12 protein-coding genes and 4 pseudogenes are annotated in these 17,270 nt (G+C 64.1%); 4 read left to right on the forward strand and 12 right to left on the reverse strand.

What is annotated here, in order from left to right:
* Positions 1-66: 66 nt before the first annotated feature.
* Together MTX23_RS27825 and MTX23_RS27830 are read right to left on the reverse strand one after the other, a co-directional pair.
* Positions 67-690 (reverse strand): hypothetical protein, encoded by a 624-nt coding sequence (locus tag MTX23_RS27825; RefSeq protein ID WP_280973341.1) that lies wholly within the window; start codon positions 688-690, stop codon positions 67-69.
* Positions 691-762: 72 nt separating this feature from the next.
* Complete coding sequence (locus MTX23_RS27830; protein ID WP_280973342.1) at positions 763-1,032, reverse strand: helix-turn-helix domain-containing protein; 270 nt, start codon at positions 1,030-1,032, stop codon at positions 763-765.
* Positions 1,033-1,262: 230 nt separating this feature from the next.
* Between MTX23_RS27830 and MTX23_RS27835 the strand changes: the two genes are divergently transcribed.
* A complete protein-coding gene (locus MTX23_RS27835; RefSeq protein ID WP_280973343.1) occupies positions 1,263-1,445 on the forward strand; it encodes a hypothetical protein in 183 nt (60 codons plus the stop codon).
* 217 nt (positions 1,446-1,662) lie between these two features.
* Here MTX23_RS27835 and MTX23_RS27840 read toward each other — a convergent pair.
* From MTX23_RS27840 to MTX23_RS27885, 9 genes and pseudogenes are all read right to left on the reverse strand, one after another.
* Positions 1,663-1,764: pseudogene (locus MTX23_RS27840) on the reverse strand (GTP-binding protein); the annotation flags it as partial.
* Between the two features lie 154 nt (positions 1,765-1,918).
* Positions 1,919-2,050 (reverse strand): annotated as a pseudogene (locus MTX23_RS27845) (type 2 isopentenyl-diphosphate Delta-isomerase); the annotation flags it as partial.
* Positions 2,051-2,068: 18 nt separating this feature from the next.
* Positions 2,069-2,971: a hypothetical protein gene (locus MTX23_RS27850; RefSeq protein WP_280973344.1), complete on the reverse strand. Its 903-nt coding sequence runs from the start codon at positions 2,969-2,971 to the stop codon at positions 2,069-2,071.
* Complete coding sequence (locus MTX23_RS27855; protein WP_280973345.1) at positions 2,968-4,518, reverse strand: hypothetical protein; 1,551 nt, start codon at positions 4,516-4,518, stop codon at positions 2,968-2,970. The genes MTX23_RS27850 and MTX23_RS27855 overlap by 4 nt, the downstream gene beginning before the upstream one ends.
* Positions 4,519-4,817: 299 nt before the next feature.
* Positions 4,818-5,816: a polyprenyl synthetase family protein gene (locus tag MTX23_RS27860; protein WP_280978219.1), complete on the reverse strand. Its 999-nt coding sequence runs from the start codon at positions 5,814-5,816 to the stop codon at positions 4,818-4,820.
* A gap of 124 nt (positions 5,817-5,940) precedes the next feature.
* Positions 5,941-7,284 (reverse strand): cytochrome P450, encoded by a 1,344-nt coding sequence (locus MTX23_RS27865; protein ID WP_280973346.1) that lies wholly within the window; start codon positions 7,282-7,284, stop codon positions 5,941-5,943.
* Complete coding sequence (locus MTX23_RS27870) at positions 7,284-8,129, reverse strand: SDR family oxidoreductase (protein WP_280973347.1); 846 nt, start codon at positions 8,127-8,129, stop codon at positions 7,284-7,286. Before MTX23_RS27870 ends, MTX23_RS27865 begins: the two co-directional genes overlap by 1 nt.
* Positions 8,116-9,714 carry a cytochrome P450 gene (locus tag MTX23_RS36465; RefSeq protein WP_348637524.1) on the reverse strand — a complete coding sequence of 533 codons (1,599 nt, stop codon included), beginning with the start codon at positions 9,712-9,714 and terminating at the stop codon, positions 8,116-8,118. The genes MTX23_RS27870 and MTX23_RS36465 overlap by 14 nt, the downstream gene beginning before the upstream one ends.
* A 94-nt stretch (positions 9,715-9,808) precedes the next feature.
* The gene (locus tag MTX23_RS27885) at positions 9,809-11,011 is read right to left on the reverse strand and encodes a cytochrome P450 (RefSeq protein ID WP_280973348.1); all 1,203 of its coding nucleotides are present in this window, start codon (positions 11,009-11,011) and stop codon (positions 9,809-9,811) included.
* Between the two features lie 334 nt (positions 11,012-11,345).
* Between MTX23_RS27885 and MTX23_RS27890 the strand changes: the two are divergent.
* The 3 genes and pseudogenes from MTX23_RS27890 to MTX23_RS27900 all read left to right on the forward strand — a co-directional run.
* Positions 11,346-11,623, forward strand: a pseudogene (locus MTX23_RS27890) (transposase); the annotation flags it as partial.
* A gap of 993 nt (positions 11,624-12,616) precedes the next feature.
* Positions 12,617-15,088: a hypothetical protein gene (locus tag MTX23_RS27895; RefSeq protein WP_280973349.1), complete on the forward strand. Its 2,472-nt coding sequence runs from the start codon at positions 12,617-12,619 to the stop codon at positions 15,086-15,088.
* A gap of 22 nt (positions 15,089-15,110) precedes the next feature.
* Positions 15,111-15,874: pseudogene (locus MTX23_RS27900) on the forward strand (DDE-type integrase/transposase/recombinase); the annotation flags it as partial.
* 637 nt (positions 15,875-16,511) lie between these two features.
* On the opposite strand, the gene MTX23_RS27905 reads toward MTX23_RS27900, so the two are convergent.
* The gene (locus MTX23_RS27905) at positions 16,512-16,946 is read right to left on the reverse strand and encodes a transposase (RefSeq protein ID WP_280973351.1); all 435 of its coding nucleotides are present in this window, start codon (positions 16,944-16,946) and stop codon (positions 16,512-16,514) included.
* Positions 16,947-17,270: the final 324 nt, after the last annotated feature.

Consider the following 17,270-nt stretch of genomic DNA (forward strand, 5'->3'; position numbering starts at 1 on the left):
GGCAACCACATTCCGACTACTAACGAGAGGCCAAGCACACCGCCGCCGAGCCCGAAGAAGAAGTGATCACTTCTTTCGGCGTCTGAAGTCAATCATCATGATCTGATCGGCGGGGATGTAGGTCACCTCATCTCCCCACTCCTTGTCGATCAGTCCGGTGCATGGCTCGAAGTCCTCGTCGCTTGGGCTCTTGATGTGGGTGACGTACATTAGAACGTCGCCCTTAGCGCCGAGAACGCACGGTCCGTTCGGACACTCGGTGAAGGCGTTCAGGTCCTCGCATTTGACCCAAGAGCCATCCTTGAGTTTGACCGAAAGTTGCGTAGCGTAGGTCTTTGCTCTGAAGAGCGCCATCCAAGCGCTCGGAAGATCGTCCGAAAGACTAACCTGCGATCTTCGCAATAGGCGCTCGAACGTTGCTCTGCCGAATAGGCTCCACGACGCCCCGATCACGAGAGCGGCCCCAAAGGCGAAGACCGAAGCCGCCAACAGGTCGGCACCGTATCGTCTGCGGCAGACCGCATACGCGAACGCCGAGAAGAACCCGAATACGAGGGTCGAAAAGGCCACGTCGATGGGTTTGTGGTGATCCCTCACGCCTACATTGGCGATGTAGTACGCAGCATACCCGCTTGCGAGGGTTACAAGTGTCGCCCACGGCAAGTTCACCAGCTTCACTACATCATCCATGGCCCCCCCTCATGCACCGACGCGGAAAACACTGATCTGGCCTGAAAAGTACTATAGCCGCAGACCGGCCGGTCACCCAGCCCAGCTCGTGAGAGCAGCCTCAGCCGATGCAGGATCAGCTTTGATACGATAGATCGCCTGACGGCTCAGTCCGGTGCTCCTTGCAATCTCTCCAATCCGTGCGCTCCGGCTGAGTATGTCCGAAACAAGGCTCAGTTGATCGCGCGTGTAGCTGGGCTTGCGCCCCCGGTACTTCGTCTCACCTGCTGTCGCCTTCGCGAGGGCGATGCCGCCGCGTTGTGCCTCTTTGATGGCCTCGGCATTGGCCTGTGCATGCCTCAACCGTCCGAAAATTTGCTATCTAGACACCTGATGCGGGATTTCTCGACCGTCGCATCATCTCGTTCGTAAAACAGGAGGAGATAGAGGATATTCTTGCCGATTTCCGCGATTAGCTACTTCCGTTCGTCGACATCGACATAGAAAATTGGAAAGACAATTATTCTTCGCGCGAGACCCCGGGCGACTACTTTGAACCGTTCAGGAGCGCACTGTCGGCGTTCAAAACCGCAATGGCGGACGACCTGGACGTGGTTTCCCGCGTCGAGCGCGTTCTTGCAGCCGTCGACGAGGCGATCACTACTCTCGAGACCCGGGGATCGGAAGAACCCGATTACGGCGACTATTACAATCGAAGCAGCGGAGAAGTCGCGACTCCAAGTTCTCGTTCGATCTTCGATGATGTCGACACTTAGAACGGCATCAAGGTCACGCCGAATTGGTGAAGTCGTTGTCGCGCTTCCGTTCAACCTTCCGAGCCTCGCCGCCCGCGAAAAGTACGCGGCGTGTGTCAGCTTTAAGACGTCGTATCGCCATGGCCTTCTGAAGGATCGGTTCCTTAGTCCCGCCCTTCACACGGTCATGACAGGCCCGTCTTCTAACCACGAGGCAGCTCTTATGGGTTGATGTTTCGATGCGTCGTTCGACCGTTGCGAGGCCGCCCGCATCGACGAGGTCGACCTTGTTGACGAGAATGATGTCGGCGAAGGCAAGTTGTTCCTGCGCTTCCGGCGCGAGCGCGGCACTTAGAGGCAGGCATTCACACACAGGCGTTTGTCGGCCGCACTGCGTCCGGGACCGCTCTCCTTGCAAAAGGAGCCACCCCCCCGCCACTGCGCATTCGTCAGCTCGTGTCGCTTCGCCATGCCGGCGGCGATCGTGCCCGGCGCGTGCTCTGATCCAGCACGATGTCCAGATGGTGGTCCTTGCGCCGGCTCAGGGCGGTCTCGCTCATGCTCGCTCCATACGTCGCATCGGGCGACGGCGCTGCGTCGGATCGGACAGACGGCAGCGCGCGCATGCCGCCGCCTGCCGGCGTTCAGGCCGGCGCACACTGGCCTTCCCCCGCAGCGTCGCTGCGGTAGCGGCCGGTCGAGGTCTGGTAGTATTGTGCGCGGATGGCCGCCATGGCCTCGATCAACGATCCCCACGGCGCGGGAAAGCGTTCTTCCGCCATCACCCGGTGCAGCATGCGCGTATGACCGGCCAGCTCGTCGTTGAGGAACTCCATCACTGGCATAGCCGGATAGCGCTGCGGTAGCAGGTTCGCCGCGTTGCCAGCCTCGCCGGCCGACCTGTCCTTGTCGCGTCCATGCAGATCGTTCTGCAGGCGCCCTATCGCGCAGATGAGCCGCAGGACCTGGCGAAACGCCGGACGCGCGCGCAAGGTCGCCATGTCCAACCCCCACAGCAACGACAGGCAACAGAGCACGTTCGCGTAGCCGATCGAATCAATACCGTTGTGGAGGTACTCGGCGTAGGACCAGCGTTCCGGCCCTGCCGCCTGCGCGCGTCCGGCGCGCAGCGCCGCGCAGTAGGAGCGGGTATCGTCGAGAAGCTGAGCATAGTCGCGACGATCGTAGGCGAGCGCGGCGAGCGAAGCGCGCAGCACAGCGCAGCCCTCGAATCCGGGTCGCGCGCACGGCCCGCCCTGCCCCAGTGCCTGCTCCACCGCGGCGAGCTGCTGCGGCGCGATCAGGCCGAGGTCGTTGCAATCGTCAAGCCAGAACAAAAGCGCCAGCTCGCGATAGAACGTCACGATCAGCGTTTCGTCCTGCGGATCGCGGCCGGTGCGGGCGCTGGTGTCGCGCAGGCCCGACTGGATGCGCTGCAGGATGTACTGGCCACCCCTGACCGCTTCCACGGCGTGCTCGTCGGCGAACCCGGTCAGGGAACGGCCCCACTCCAGCACCTGCTGCAGCGCGCGTTCGGTCTTCATCATGGCGCCGCTCCTGCTCCTTCGGCGAGGACGCGCCGCTCCCAACGAAGCGCCAGCCACAAGCCGGCGAGTTCGGCCACGCGCACGATCCGGGTGGGGCAATACAGTTCCTTGCCGATCCACAGCGGCGCCTGCGGCAATGCATGCGCCGCGTGGCGGGCGAGCATCCACTCCAGCGCACGCGCCACCGCCTGCGCGATGCGCCGGCGGCCTGTCGGCTCTTCGCTCCCGTCCATCACATTCAACGCGAACAGCGCATAGGCGGTTTCCTCGAATGTGGACGCGCGACCGGCGCCCCAGCCGCCGTCGACGCGCTGCGCCTGCAGCAGCGTCGCCAGCGCGCGCTCGTCGCGCCACTGGGGCTTGCCTTGCGCCAGCGCAGCGACCGCATGCGCGGTGGGATACAGCCACGAAACGTGCCATTTTTCGTTATCCCATAGACCGTGGGGATTGCGATTGGCCTCGACATAGGCGCTGGTGCCCGCGGCGGGCTTTCCCAACAGTCGCAACGCATGCAGGGCATGGATGTTGGTCGACACCGAGGCATTGCGCTCGCCGGGGAAGGTGACGAACAGCTCGCCGATTTCGAAATGGCGCAAGGCATCGACCGCCGGGTCGCGGCCTGCAAGGCGCAGGACGCACAACGCAACGGCGGTGTCGTCCGCATCGGCCGCGAAGTGCAAGGCCGGGCCGAGACCGCGCACGCCCAGGCGGGCGTCGAGCTGCGCGACGATCACGCGCACCGCCTCGGCGAGCGCGGGATGCGCGAACAGCCCGGCCAGATGCAGGGTGTACAGCGACCAGCATGGCTCGAACACATTGATCGGCCAGACATTGGGAACGACACCCTCGATGCCGCTGCGCGTCGCCCGCGATGCCGCCTGCAGATAGGCGTCGGCGCGCCCGACCTGCGGCGTACTCCCCTGTGCCACGGCGCGCGCACGCCACGCTGCAGTGGCCGCCGGACTGATGCCGATGCTGCCGTCCTCATCCGGGCATGCGGTGCGGGGCGACGTCCCCCATGCTTCCCAGGAGTGCAGCAACGGATGGCCGCTCGGCAACCTCGCCTCCGCCCCAAGCTTGGCGAGGCGCGCTTGCCGCAACGGCAACAGCGCAGAGTGCCGCGGAAACGCCGCGCCGTCCCGCAAGGATGAGGCCTCGTCGCAAAACTGCGGCAGGATCAGCTCCGCGCCGATTGGCGCGTCTTGCGGCACCGCATGCGCGTAGGGATCGGGCTGGCGCTGGAGGAACCAGGTTGCAGCCTTAACCGCGTCGGCGGCGCCGGGAAGAGGATCGGCACGTTGCAATGCCAGCAACGCCGCCCACGTGGGCGCATGGCGGAACAGCGGGAAGTCCGCGCTTCCCCATCCGCCGTCATCCTGTTGCTGCGCGATAAGCCACGCGTATGCATCCTGCCGATCGGCGACGTTGCCGTGGAACCGCAGCGCTCGCGCCGTATCGTAGACGGATGGACCGACCCTGCCGCCATCGCTCATTTCGCTCAGCAGGCGGCGCAATTCCGAAAGGATCTGTTCGGACAGCGCGTTCACGCGGGATGTTCCTTCTGCAAACGGTTGACGAGAGCCGGGATCGGGCAGACGCCGCGCATGTCGCCGCAGGGCCCTCGCATAGGCAGCGCCGGACGGCCGCCCTGCTCCGGCGCGGCGAGGCGCCCGATGCTGGCACCGGTCCGCCGCATAGGCTTGCGCGCAGCGCGCCGCGTGGGCCCGGAGGGCCATGCTGGGCAACCGCTTCGATCGGCGCGGCGGACTCGGACACAGTGCAGCATGCACCGCTGCCGCCAGCCGATCGCCGCGGCACAGGGGCATCTCCATGCGGACGGGCGCGCTCATGTGCATGTCGCGTGCTTGAACAGATACGCCTGGGCCCGCTGTAGGATTTGCACCAACCGTTCCGCACCCGGCCCCAGCGGCGTGATGGCCTCCCCGGCATCGCGCAACAGATCCAGCGCGAACTGGCGTGCGGCCTCAACTCCCATGATCGACGCGCAGGTCGGCTTCTGCGCCGCCGCGTCCTTGCCGGGGGTCTTGCCCAGCGTCGCGGTATCCGCTGTCACGTCGAGAATGTCGTCGATCACCTGCAAGGCCAGGCCGAAACAGGCGCTGTAGCGATCGAGCGCACAGTACAGCGCAGCGTGCGCGGCATCTTCCACGACAGCGCATAGCGCGCCCATGCGAACGGACGCGCGCACGAGCGCTCCGCTCTTCATCCGGTGCATCGCCACGATCCTGTCCAGCTCGACGTGCTTTCCAACCAGCGACAGATCCATGGCCTGCCCGCCTGCCGCACCCTCGGCGGACACCGCCTGCGCCAGTTCGCGCACGAGCGCGATACGGTTGTCGCCCGGCGCATCCAGGCTCGCCAGGGTCAGGAAGGCGTGCGCCTGCAGCGCATCGCCGACCAGGATCGCAGTAGCTTCGCCGAACTTGACGTGCACGGTCGGAAGGCCGCGGCGAAGCACGTCGTCGTCCATCGCGGGCAGATCGTCGTGGACCAGGGTACAGGCGTGCATCATCTCGATGGCGGCGCCGACGTCGTCGAGCATCTGCGCCGGCGCGTCGGCCAGTGCGCCGGCAGCCAGACAGAGCAAGGCGCGGGTGCGCTTGCCGCCATGCAAGGTGGCGTAGCGCATCGCCGTCATCAGTTCGGTCTCACCACCATGTTCGGCGCAGAGAAGACGCGCCAGCACCTGTTCGACCCGCTTTGCGCCGTCCTGCATCCAGATTTCGGGCAGCAGCCCGGTGGATGCGCCGCGCGCCTGCGCGCCCAATCCGCCGAGCGCGGAATCACCAGTTCTGTCGTCCTGTGGCGTCGAACCGGTCGGCATCATGTCCTTGTGCCTGACAGGCGAGCCGCCGCGGTGTTGTCGGCGTCACACCGCGCACGCCGAGTGCAGCAATGCCGCGCATCGCCGGCACCGCTGCCTCGCCACAGGGGCATGCGATGCCAGCTCATGAGAATCCGATGCGAACGGTCATGGATGGATGTGCGGTCGGGTAATAGCGTCGGCCTTTTTCGGCGTCGCTCAGCAACCGCGGCCGCGCCCCGGCCTCGTGCATGGTCAGCGCCAAGGCGATGCAGAACTGCACCAGTTCCAGCCATGCCAGGTGGTAGCCGATGCACAGGTGTGGGCCGGCACCGAACTGCAGCATGTCCACCGGCCGGATCGGCTCGGTGCGTTGCAGCCATCGCGCCAGGCGAAACTGATCAGGCTCATCGTGCAGCAGCGCCGAGGTCGAGAAATGCAGAATCGGGATGCACAGATCGGTGCCCGCGGGAATGCGCCGTTGGCCGAGTTGCAATTCACGTACTGCACGACGCACCAGGAGCGGCGTCGCCGGATGCACGCGCAGCGTCTCGCGGAACAGCGCCTCGGCGACCGGATACTGCGCCAGGTCCGCGTGCCGGGTCGGCACCGTGCCCACGCGTTGCGCCTCCTCCACCAGGGCGTCCCACAGAAGAGGCTGCCGCGCCAGCTCGATCACCATCCAAGCCATCGTCGAGGCGGTGGTGTCGTGACCACCAAGCAACAGCAAGCGGATATTGGCGACCAGGACGTCGTCGGAGAGCGCATCGTCGCTGCGATCGAAGGCACTCACCATGTCGGTGATCAATCCGGTGCGCGCGGCATGTTCGCGCGCGTCGCGGACGAACTCACGCAACCGCGCATCGATCCAGTCGCGGGCGGCGCGGCCGCGCCGCAAGGGCAGTCCGGGCAGGTCGACCGGCGGCGCGACGATCAACTGCAGCAGTTGCCGGTACTTGCGACGCCATCCCGGCAGATCCTGCGCAGTGATTCCCATGAGGCTGAAGATGAGCTTGAGCATCAGATCGCCGGTTTCGCGCAGGATGGTTACGTCGCCGCGGTCGCGCCACCTCTGCACCCGCGCCTGGATGACAGGTGCGAGCAGCTCGCCGATGCCGGCCTGGGTCAGCCCCGTGGGCAGGAATGGCGCCTGGATCGCATCGCGCGCCTGCCGGTGCGCGCCGCCGTCCTGGGCGACCAACGTTCCGCCAAACAATTCGGGAGCGATGTCTTCGATCAGCGCCGAGGACACGTCCTTGTGCCGGAGCACTGCGAACGCATCCGGATCCAGACAGGTCATCAGCTGTCCGGCAGGGCCGAAATCCAGCCAGAAGTGGGTGCCCAGCGTCCGTTCCGCGCGCCGCAGCAGGCGCGGCAGGTCGCAGACGATGGCGGGAAGATGCCCGACCAGCGGGAAAGCGCCGGGCACGACCGGGATGTCGTGCCGCAGCCGATGCCGACGGTTCAGCGGGTTGAGCAGCATGTCCATCAGCAGCGCGGCGAGGCGGCCGCTTCGGCGGTCTCGCCGGAAGGCCGCGCGGCGCGGCTGTTGCCACCGTCGGCGTATGTCGGCACATGTGCCAGCATGCCGCCGTCGATGCACACGACCTGGCCGGTGATGAACGCAGCATCGTCGGAGAGCAGGAACGCCACCAGCGCCGCCACGTCCTCGGGGCGGCCGACGCGCGGCAGGAGCTGGTGCCGGCGCAGATGCCGTTGCATGCACTCGTCCAGCTTGGCGAGGAGACGCTCGGTCATGATGAGACCCGGCGCAACCGCGTTGCAGCGGATCTGCGCATGACCGTACTGGGTGGCGAGCGAGGTCGATAGCATGTTCATCGCCGCCTTCGACGCGGCGTAGGACGTCTGCGCAGTGTCACCGCTAAGCCCCTGGCACGACGACATGTTGACGATCGCGCCACCGCCGCGGGCGATCATGCGTGAGATGGCCTGCCGGCAGCAGAGCAACGTGCCGCGCAGATTGGTCGCCATGGTCTGATCCCAGACCGCCAGATCCAGGTCGAGGATTGCGCGGTCGCGCGGGGTCAGATGCATGGCGCTCGCGTTGTTCACCAATAGGTCGACCCCACCGAAGTGCCGCTCCGCCCTCTCGAACAGCGCTGCCACCGCCTGCGCATCAGCGATGTCGATGGCGAGAGCCAGCGCGTGGCCCGCTTCGGTCGCAATCTGCGCGGTGCAGGCGGTGGCCGCCGAGCCATCGATGTCGGCGACCACAACTCTGCCGCCCTCGCGCGCGATGGCGAGGGCGCATGCCTTGCCGATGCCGGCGCCGGCGCCGGTCACCACGGCCACCTTGCCTTCAAATCGTCCCATCATGTCCTTCCAGATTGCGTTGGTCTCTCGCGGCATGCCGCTCGGCCTTCGTCGGAGAAGGCGCATTGTTGGCGCTGGCGCGCTCGTCACCGCCAGCATCGCTTTCGATGACCCGAATGGCGGCGACCGGGCACTGGCTGGCTGCGAGCCGCACGGCGGCGTGCAGCGCCTGCGGGACTGTCGCCCCGCGCACTTCGGCCACGCCGTCCGATTCGCGCTGGCGAAAGGTGCCCGGCAGCGTCAGCACGCACTGCCCGCTGGTTCCGCACAGATCCTGGTCGACCATGACGCGCATCTCAGCCCCCTGCGCACGCAGCCGCACCGGCAGCGCGCGGAACGTCCTAAGGAACGCGGAGGGCTCCCGCGTCGGCTGCTCGGCCAATGCCAGCGTGGGGAAGCGCGCCTGAATTTGCGGCAAGCTCTCGGCCAACTGCACCCGGGCCAGTTGCGCACCGAGGCAGAAGTGGATGCCGTGGCCGAAGCTCAGCATGATCTTCCCGTCGGTCGACATGCCAGGACTGGTGCCGTAGAACCGCGCGGGATCGAAGCGGTCGGGATCGGCGAAAGCGTCCGGGTCACGATTGCCGGACGCGATCAGCACGCGCACGTCCGCGTTCTTCGGGATCACCACGCCGCCCAGTTCGATGTCGCGCTGGGCGATACGCGGAATGGAGCTGAACATGGCGGGCGCGTCGCAGCGCAGGACTTCTTCGACGAACGCCTTCACCCCCACGGCGTCTCCCTGCAGCCAGTGTCGCTGTTCGGGATACGCCAGCATCGCCAGGACCGCATGGTCGATGGTCGCAGCAGTGGTGGCGAAGCCGCCCAGCAGCATGCCCCACAACATGCTGATCAACTCCGCATCCGACAGCATGTCGGCATCATCGTCGTGTGTGCCGACCAGCATCGACACGATGTCGTGGCGGGGATCGGTGCGCTTGTGCTGTATGAGGCCGCCGAAGTAGGCCTTCACCCTGGCACTGGCCGCGTCCGCCGCGGCGAGCTGGGGATCGCTGGCGTGCGGGCTCAGGCCTTCCAGAATGGCGCCGATGCCGGCGGCGAGGGCGAACATGTCGTCCTGGGGCATGCCGAACAGTTCGGCGAAGACCAGCATGGGCAAGGCCAGCGCGAATTCCCGATGCAGGTCCACTGCCTCCCCGCGCTCCAGCGCGGGCGCCATGCCATCCAGGCGCGCTGAGACGATGCGCGCGATGCTCGGCCGCAGGTTGTCGATCTGGCCCATGGTGAAATCGCGTGAGATCAGCCGGCGCAGACGCGTATGCGTCGGTGGGTCCTGCATCGCTAGCGTGGAGGCCAGCAGATTGAGCGACAGGCTGGTCGCCGCACGCGGGAAATAGCGCGCCAGTTCGCCCGGCGCCGGTCCCCGAAACGCATCGCCCGTTGCCTTGAGCGCCCAGTAGATGTCGGCGTGGCGGCTCAACAGAAAGAGGCCCGACGCCGCGCGATGCACCGGATCGTGCTCGCGCAACCACCGCATGAATGGATAGGGGTCCTGGATGCGCGCCGGCGACGCCAGTTCGGCGAAGGCGTCGGCGCATGCTGCCGTGGTTTCTTGCACGTCCATCTTGGTTATCTGTTGGCTGGCTGGTCTGACCGGCGCACGGCAGGCGCGCCGGCAAATCGCTGAGAAGATCGCGATCCCCGGCGGCGTCCGCGCATCACCAGAGCACCGGGAGCTCCTCGAACCCGCCAGTGATGATCTCCTTGCGCAACTTCAGTTCTTCGGGCGCCACGGCCAGGCGCAGCGCGGGAAAGCGCTGGAAGATCGAACCGAACACCGCCTTGAGTTCCAGCCTGGCCAGCGCCCCGCCGATACAGGAGTGCGGCCCGTAGGAGAACGCCAGATGCGGCTTTTCTTCGCGGCCGATGTCGAACATTTCCGGGTCGTCGAAATGGCGCGGATCGAACGACGTTGCCGGCAGGCCGACCAGCACCTTGCTCTCCGCGGGAATATGCACGCCCGCGATGGTCACGTCGGTCCTCGGATAGCGCATGATGCCGTCCCAGCCCGCGCCCGGCGGGTACATGCGCAGGATTTCCTCCACCGCCTTATCCGCCAGGGATGGATCGCCGACCAGGCGTTCGCGCTCTTGCGGATGGCGGAACATGGCCAGCAGGCCGAATTCGATTTGCGCGACGGTGCTCTCGTGCCCCGCCACCAGCATGCCCGCCGCCAGGCCGATCGCTTCTTCCTCGGTTGCCTTGCCCTGGTCGACCGCCGTGAGCAGATCCGTCAGCAGGTCGTCGCCCGGATCCTGGCGCTTGTCCCGCATCTTGCCGCGAATGTAGGCGCGCAGTTCGTCCCAGGCCAAGCGCGACGCGCTGCGCGGGCCGCTTTCATGCTGATGCGTCATCACCTCGTCGGATAGCCGGGCGAAAAAGGCGTGATCCTCGTAGAGCACGCCCATCAGCGCGCTGATGACCATGGCCGGAAGCGGAAACGAGACGTGGCGCTTTAGGTCGGCGGGCTGGCGCTGGTCCGCCAGGTTCTCGAACAATTGCGCGGCGATCGCTTCGACATGCTGCGCCAGCAGCTTTACCCTGCGGTTCCTGAAGGCCGGCGCCACGATCGTGCGTAACCGGACATGCTCGTCCCCCTCGTGCGAGACCAGCCACCCCGGCGAGCCGAGAATCACCGAATCCGGGGTGAATGCCGCCGGCGGCATTCCCGCCGGCCGGAACGCCGCGTCGGATAGCGCCGCCTTGGCTTCGTCGTAGCCTGTCACCCACCAGCCTTCGTGCCCGGACGGGAAACGCACGCGATGGATCGGACCGTTGGCGCGTAGCGCCAACATCTCGGGCGAGGGCTCGATGTGATCGACGCGCCACATCGGCAGCGTCGGCAAGGGTTGTTCGGACACGGTGGCACTTCACTCTCTAAGCGGTCGAAGGGCGGAAGGTGACCGGCAGGCGCTACGGGCAGCGGCTTCACGTGCAGTTGCCTTCACTCTGTTCATCGATGATGATCGGCGGGGAAGGCGGCCGGACCCTAGGACCTCAAGTTGGCCTTAGCCATCTACCGAATCTTGTAGTAGCCCCCTAATGCCTGGATGTCGTAGACGTCCTTGATCTTCGCTTTGCCCGCCTGCCCGAGACGCGCTGGTCTGCTCTGTTCAATGGTACTCAGCAGCGTCCGCAGGACCGGTTGCGGCTACGATCTCGCTCCGGAACCGATCTGGCTGCCCTCTCAGACAACTCGGCAGCCAGAAGTCCGCTGTCCTGCGCAGCCTGATCAAACCGCCGCCGCCAGACTCTGGTACCAGCCGCCATACTCGCCAGACCTCGATCCGATCGAACAGACCCTCGCCAAGATCAAGCACTGGATGCGTTCCGCCCAGAAGCTCGCGATCGACGATATTTGCCGCCATATCGGCGGCCTTATCTCAACCATCCAGCCCAACGAATGCAGCAACTATTTCCAAAATGCAGGATACGCTTCTATCAAACCTGAAACGCTCTCATTGGCCGCCTGAACCCCGGACCTCGGCAGTAGATTCTATCGTCGCCAGGAGAGTTTGCGTGGCTTGGGGCCAGAGCCGAGACTGCACTCGCGCGGTACTTCGTTCCAGCCTGACGCAAGCAAACGTTCTGACCCGCCAGCCCTCACATCAGGCGAAGTTAACGCGTGGCATATCCCTTGCTGAATCTCTCGCTGCTGGAATTGCACGTCCAGCTTTGAAACAGGGCGCCGTCGGGACAACGTATTTCGAGCCCGGCGGCGTATCTTTCTGGGAATAGGGGATCAGGCTCATTTCCGGCCTCCGATCAACACACCGTTGCTGGTAGTGCGAAAGCAGCAAACAGGAACACCAGCCAACAGAACAAGCCGATGGTGAAGATGGCGAGTAGCGTGGAGCAAGGTACAGCGGGGGATATTCTGCCAGCTCCTCGATGGAGACGCCGGTCTTCACACGCCGGATTTTCGACTAGCTGACCATGTCGTTCCATCGCCTCGATCAGCACCGGAACAATCACCTTCAACCGCTTGCTGCAAACTCGGTCCGAGGCCTCCCAAAGTAACGCGTGTCTTCGCCGTGATTTTGTAAAGCCGCCGGAAAAAGAAAGAGGGAGGCTGCGCCGGCTTTGCGGCGGGTTGGAGGTCGAGAGAGGCCCGAGGTTGGCCGCCGCGGAGACTGCTCCGATGGCTGCTGCCGTTCTGCCCTGTGTGTCGGCACCGGCGTCAAAAACCGAACACGTAATGACCGACTTGGTATAAGAATGGCTTCGTTACGCGACTATTCTCGCGGCCATCGACCAGAAAGCGGAATTTGCGAGCTTCATTGAAAACTCACATTTCTACGAAAACTGGTCAGGAGCGCACAAGAGTGCGCTCAATTCACGGTTCCGATGCCACCGGAATGAATATCTAATTCATTTGAAGGCGCGAGCGATACGTCGCCCCGCCCGGACCTCCGACCACTCGAAAGCCCGCCGAGTGACATCCCAGTCGTCGCGATCATAGCCCTGTGATCGCCGCAATCGAGATCAAGGCGATCGCCATCGTCAGGAGCCAATGCCTCAAATCTTCAGTTGAAGACGCTCTTTTGGCAGCTGGCGCTTTTTCTGGCGGCACGCACGATGCTGCTACGCTTTGGAGAAGGCACTTGCTGGCCATCATTCATTCTATCTTTCCGCTCGGCCACGTCAGGTTTTGGAAAGCTAACGTGAGTAGCGAAAGAACGAGGAAGCGATGCCAGCGGACTGAATGCACCATGGACCGATACAACACGATCAATCCTGCCGATAACGATTCCGTTGCGTCCGATGCCACCGTGGAACAGTCGCAACGACCGCAAGTGGCGTTTGAGCAACACTTGGGAGAGGCGCGACAGCTCGGCCCGATATATCCTCATAGGGAGCTTCATGACATCACTGAAGAAGACGATCGCCTCATCCAAGCAGCCTCTGGCGCTGCTCTCAAGCGAGGGCCACCGCCGAATGCGACCACCGTCGAAATTTACGACCGTCGGCTTCGCAAATTGGCCGAGGCGCTGAAGCAGTCTGGCCAGTCGATTGCTGGGCTCGATGACGATACGTTGCTTGAGTGCTCCAAGAAGCTACTGCCAACAGACAAGGTCATCGTTGCCGCATTGTCGCTGGTTAGCAAGTACCGCGAGCGGAGCGCCAGCGCTCTCGCAACACATTACCGTCCGTCCAAGGAAGACGCTCGGCTCATCAGAGAGGCGACCGCAGCAGGCTTTGGTCGAACCATCGACGCAAAGACTGCCGGAAATTATGCTAGCTGCCTTCGGAAGCTAGCAGCAGCCCTTCGACCTTTGTCAATTGCCAAGCTCAGCGACAAAGCGCTGCTCGGCCATGCCGACGCTTTATTTCCGAATGACAAGAAAGTCATCTACGCGTTGAATAGGCTGAGCGAGTACCGCGCGATCGCCGGACCGGACAATTTGGGTGGCGAAGGAGGCGTCTCGCGCCTGCCAATGCAGCCTACCGCCGATTTGCCCGTGCAGCTTTTTGATCGTGCGCAGTCTTCGGGGGACGCTGCAGACCAAGACGGCCCCATGCTGGCCGACGATTTCAATGCTCCGCAGGCTTGGCAGGGAATGGATTTAGCCGCTCATTCTCCCGCGCAACGTGGCGCCCGGGATGTGCTTTTCAACGCTGTGGATCGGAGCAGCGTGCTTCCGGACGCTACCTTCGATGCGCCGGTCCCTTGGCAGGGAATGCGTTACGCCACCCACTCGCCCGTGCAAAGTGTCGCCCAGGACGAGCTTTTCGATGCCGCAGATCGCGAGGGCCTGCTGCCAGCCACGCCGTTCAATCAACCAGGCGCTCGTGGGCTTTGGCCAGGGACCAACTCAGCTGCCTGCCCTCCCGCACAAAGTGTCGCTCAAGGAGAGCTGTTCGATGCCGCGGATCGGAACGGCGCTGTGCCTGCTCTCGGTCTCGATGCATCCGAGGTTTGGGCGGCGATGGGACCAGCCACCCAACTGCCCGTGCAAAGCGTTCTTCGAGCGGATCTTTTCGATGCCGCGATCTGGCAGCCCAGCTCACGGCCGCAGAATCCTCTCTTTGAAGAAGACTTTGGACGGATGATGGATCGAGATGCTGCGGTCCCGGCCACGCTTGATCCGACCTCCGCCGTAGCCAGCGAGAGCTTTGATGCGTCCTTGACCGTTCCCGAGGATTTCTCCCATGGCACACAGCCTGCGCCGGACATGATGCGCTCCAAGCTCGGCCGCTGGGGTCTGCTACCGGATGCAGCACAGCGCGTAAAAACCTACGACATTCACGGTGAACGCTATACGGCCGTGTTAGGACCGCGTGGGCGCAGCGATGTTCAGCTCATCCATCTGCGGTCTCCTGCTGTTGGTGATACATTTGATGTTTCGTTCGCCGTGCCCAAGGATTTTCGCCATTGCACGCAACTGGCCCCCGACATGATGCTTTCCACGTTGGGCAAGTGGGACTTCTTGCCTGTTGCGGAACATCCGGTGATGAACTATGAGATTGCCGGCGAACGCTACACGGCTGTGTTGGGGCCGAGAGGATCCAACGACGTTCAACTCATTCATCACCCCAGGCTCGCTTTTTCGGGTGACGCTGCACTTGTGGGGCGGACGGCTACCCAGCATATCTACCGCGCCCTTGCACCCGGGTTTGATCCGCCCGTGTCGTTCGAATTGCGAAGGGACGCTCCTTCTCCGCTGGCACCGAATCTTCCACCGCCGTCTGCCGCATCGGGATCGGGCCATCAACCGTCCCCGCAACTGCCTGAACTCGGAGAGTTGTTCGGCGACGACTGGAGGCACGGCCCCCGAGAGGCTTCGCCTATCGTGATCGACATGCTCCGAAACTTGGACCTTCTGCCGAGCCGGGATGTCCCAATGACCCGCTTTTTGATCCACGGTCAGCCCTATACGGCCGAAAGCCTATCCGAAGGCCGCGTCCTTCTCTTCCATCGGCCGCAATTTGGTTGAACGCATTGCCCGTCGCCCCTTCGGACAGCTGCCGACGGAGATGCGACGGCTGAAACAGCTCGAGGAGAGAACGGCAAACTGAAGAAGCTGGTGGCGGACCTGTCGCTCGATAAAGAGATGCTACAGGACGTGATCCGCCGAAGGCTATGAGGCTTGGCCGGAAGCGCAAGCTGGTCGACGAGGTCTGTGGCGAGTGGCAGGTCTCGATCCGCAGAGCCTGCGCGGCGCCGGAGTTTGACCGCTCGACCTACCAATACAAGTCCCGTCGTTCCAGACAGGCTGCCCTCGAACAGAAGATCAAGGAGATTTGTCATGCCCGCATTCGCTACGGCTATCGCCGCGTTCACGTGCTGCTGCGTCGTGAAGGATGGCGCGACGGCTAGAACAAGACCCGGCGCGTCTACCGCAAGTTGGGCTCTGCAATTGCGCTACAAAGCGCCCAAGCGCCTCGTCAAGGCCAAGCTGCACGATGACCGCAAGCCGGCGACGCGATCCAGCGAGACCTAGGCGATGGACTTCGTCCATAACCAGTGGCAACAGGATACAAGCTTCGCGTGCTTACGATCATCGATATCTTGTCGCGGTTCTCACCGGCGCTGGCGCCACGGTTCACCTTCCGCGGCGCCGACGTCGTTGCGGTGCTGGAAAAGGGCCTGCAAGGAAGCGGGCTTCCCGGCGACGATCCGCCTCGATCAAGGCAGCGAGTTCGTGTCGCGCGATCTTGACATGTGGGCCTACCAGCGCGTCGTCACGCTGGACTTCTCGCGGCCCGGCAAGCCAACCGACACGGACGTTGTCGACAAGCCCCATGTCGCAAAAGCCTTGCTTTGTCGGGATCGCGGCTTTGCCCGCCACCGCGTATACTCCTTCTCGGCGTCGCGTCCTCGTTCCTCAGCCCTCTTCGGGGGGATGTTGTAATCATAATACGATCCACGCTGGGCATGGCTGGTGGGTAGCCCAGCGCGCAGTTCGATGTTCCGAACTTGCGTGCCAGCAGGCCGGCCTCGTCTAGATGTAATCAGCGCTACTGGTCAGCATATGCCAGATGATCATCGCAAGCTTCCGCGCCGTCGCGACTGCCGCGATGTGCTTGCCGCGTCGTGAAGCCACACGCTGGAAGAATGCACGTAGCGGTCCCGGCGAACGGGCGACAGCCCATGCTGCTTCGACGCGCATTCCGCGAGCTTGGCGGCGGCCCTGCTTGGTGATCCTGCCATGGTAAGCGGCCCTCGCCAGACTGCCTCACAACCGGGTTTAGCCCCAGGTAGCTCACCAGTCTGGTCGGATCGGCAACGCGCCGAATGTCACCGACGGCAGCGGCCACGCCCGAAGCCACCGACATATCCACACCCGACAGCATCATCAGCCGCCGGACGACCCGATCGAACATCGCTTCACGCGCGATATCCGCCTCGACCTCCTTCTACGCCCCCTGGACCAGGTCGATCTGCGCCAGGTGCCGCTTGATTGCGGCACGCTCGTCGGCAGGTCCTACCTGGGCGGCGATCCACCTGCGACCGCCAATCCTTCCAAGGTTGAGGTGCGGACAGGGCCGAATGAGGTGGGCGTGAAGGATCGACTGAATGAGGTTCTTCAAGCGCACCCGCTGACGCACGAGCTGCGTACGGCGCGCCACTCGCCGTCGCAGGGCCATAGTGCGCTCATCGGGTACCCAGACCTCCGGAAGAGATCCGGTGGCGTACAACTGTGCGAGCCCGGTAGCATCAATCGCATCCCTCTTGACCTTCGCGCGTGCGATCAACCGCATCTGCATCGGGCTGGCTATGACAATACGGTCGACATACGGTGCCAGAACTACGACAACGGCCGCGGCACTGCCGGTCGCCTCGACAACCACGTGATCGTCATGGGTGAGTTCTTCCTGGCGAAAGCCTCCAAGCTGTCACGGGTTATGGGAATGCGGCCGAGCTGGTTAGATGACTCTCGAGCAGCGCCACGGCCTCGGCTGCCACGCGATGGATGCCCATGCCAATGATGCGCATCTCTCCCTCCATGGTCAGTGCGACAGGGAGCTGCCGGCAACACGACAATTACGGATCCACGCTCGCAGCGCATCCGGGCTAGTCGCAGGGGCGGCCAAATAACGACCTCGCACTCGCAGTTCATGTCAGTGCGACGGCTTGCCCGCACGTGCGTGCTCCCGGTGGCCCGAGGCCCGGAT

This window comes from Bradyrhizobium sp. ISRA436, from assembly GCF_029910015.1.
Taxonomy (GTDB): Bacteria; Pseudomonadota; Alphaproteobacteria; order Rhizobiales; family Xanthobacteraceae; genus Bradyrhizobium.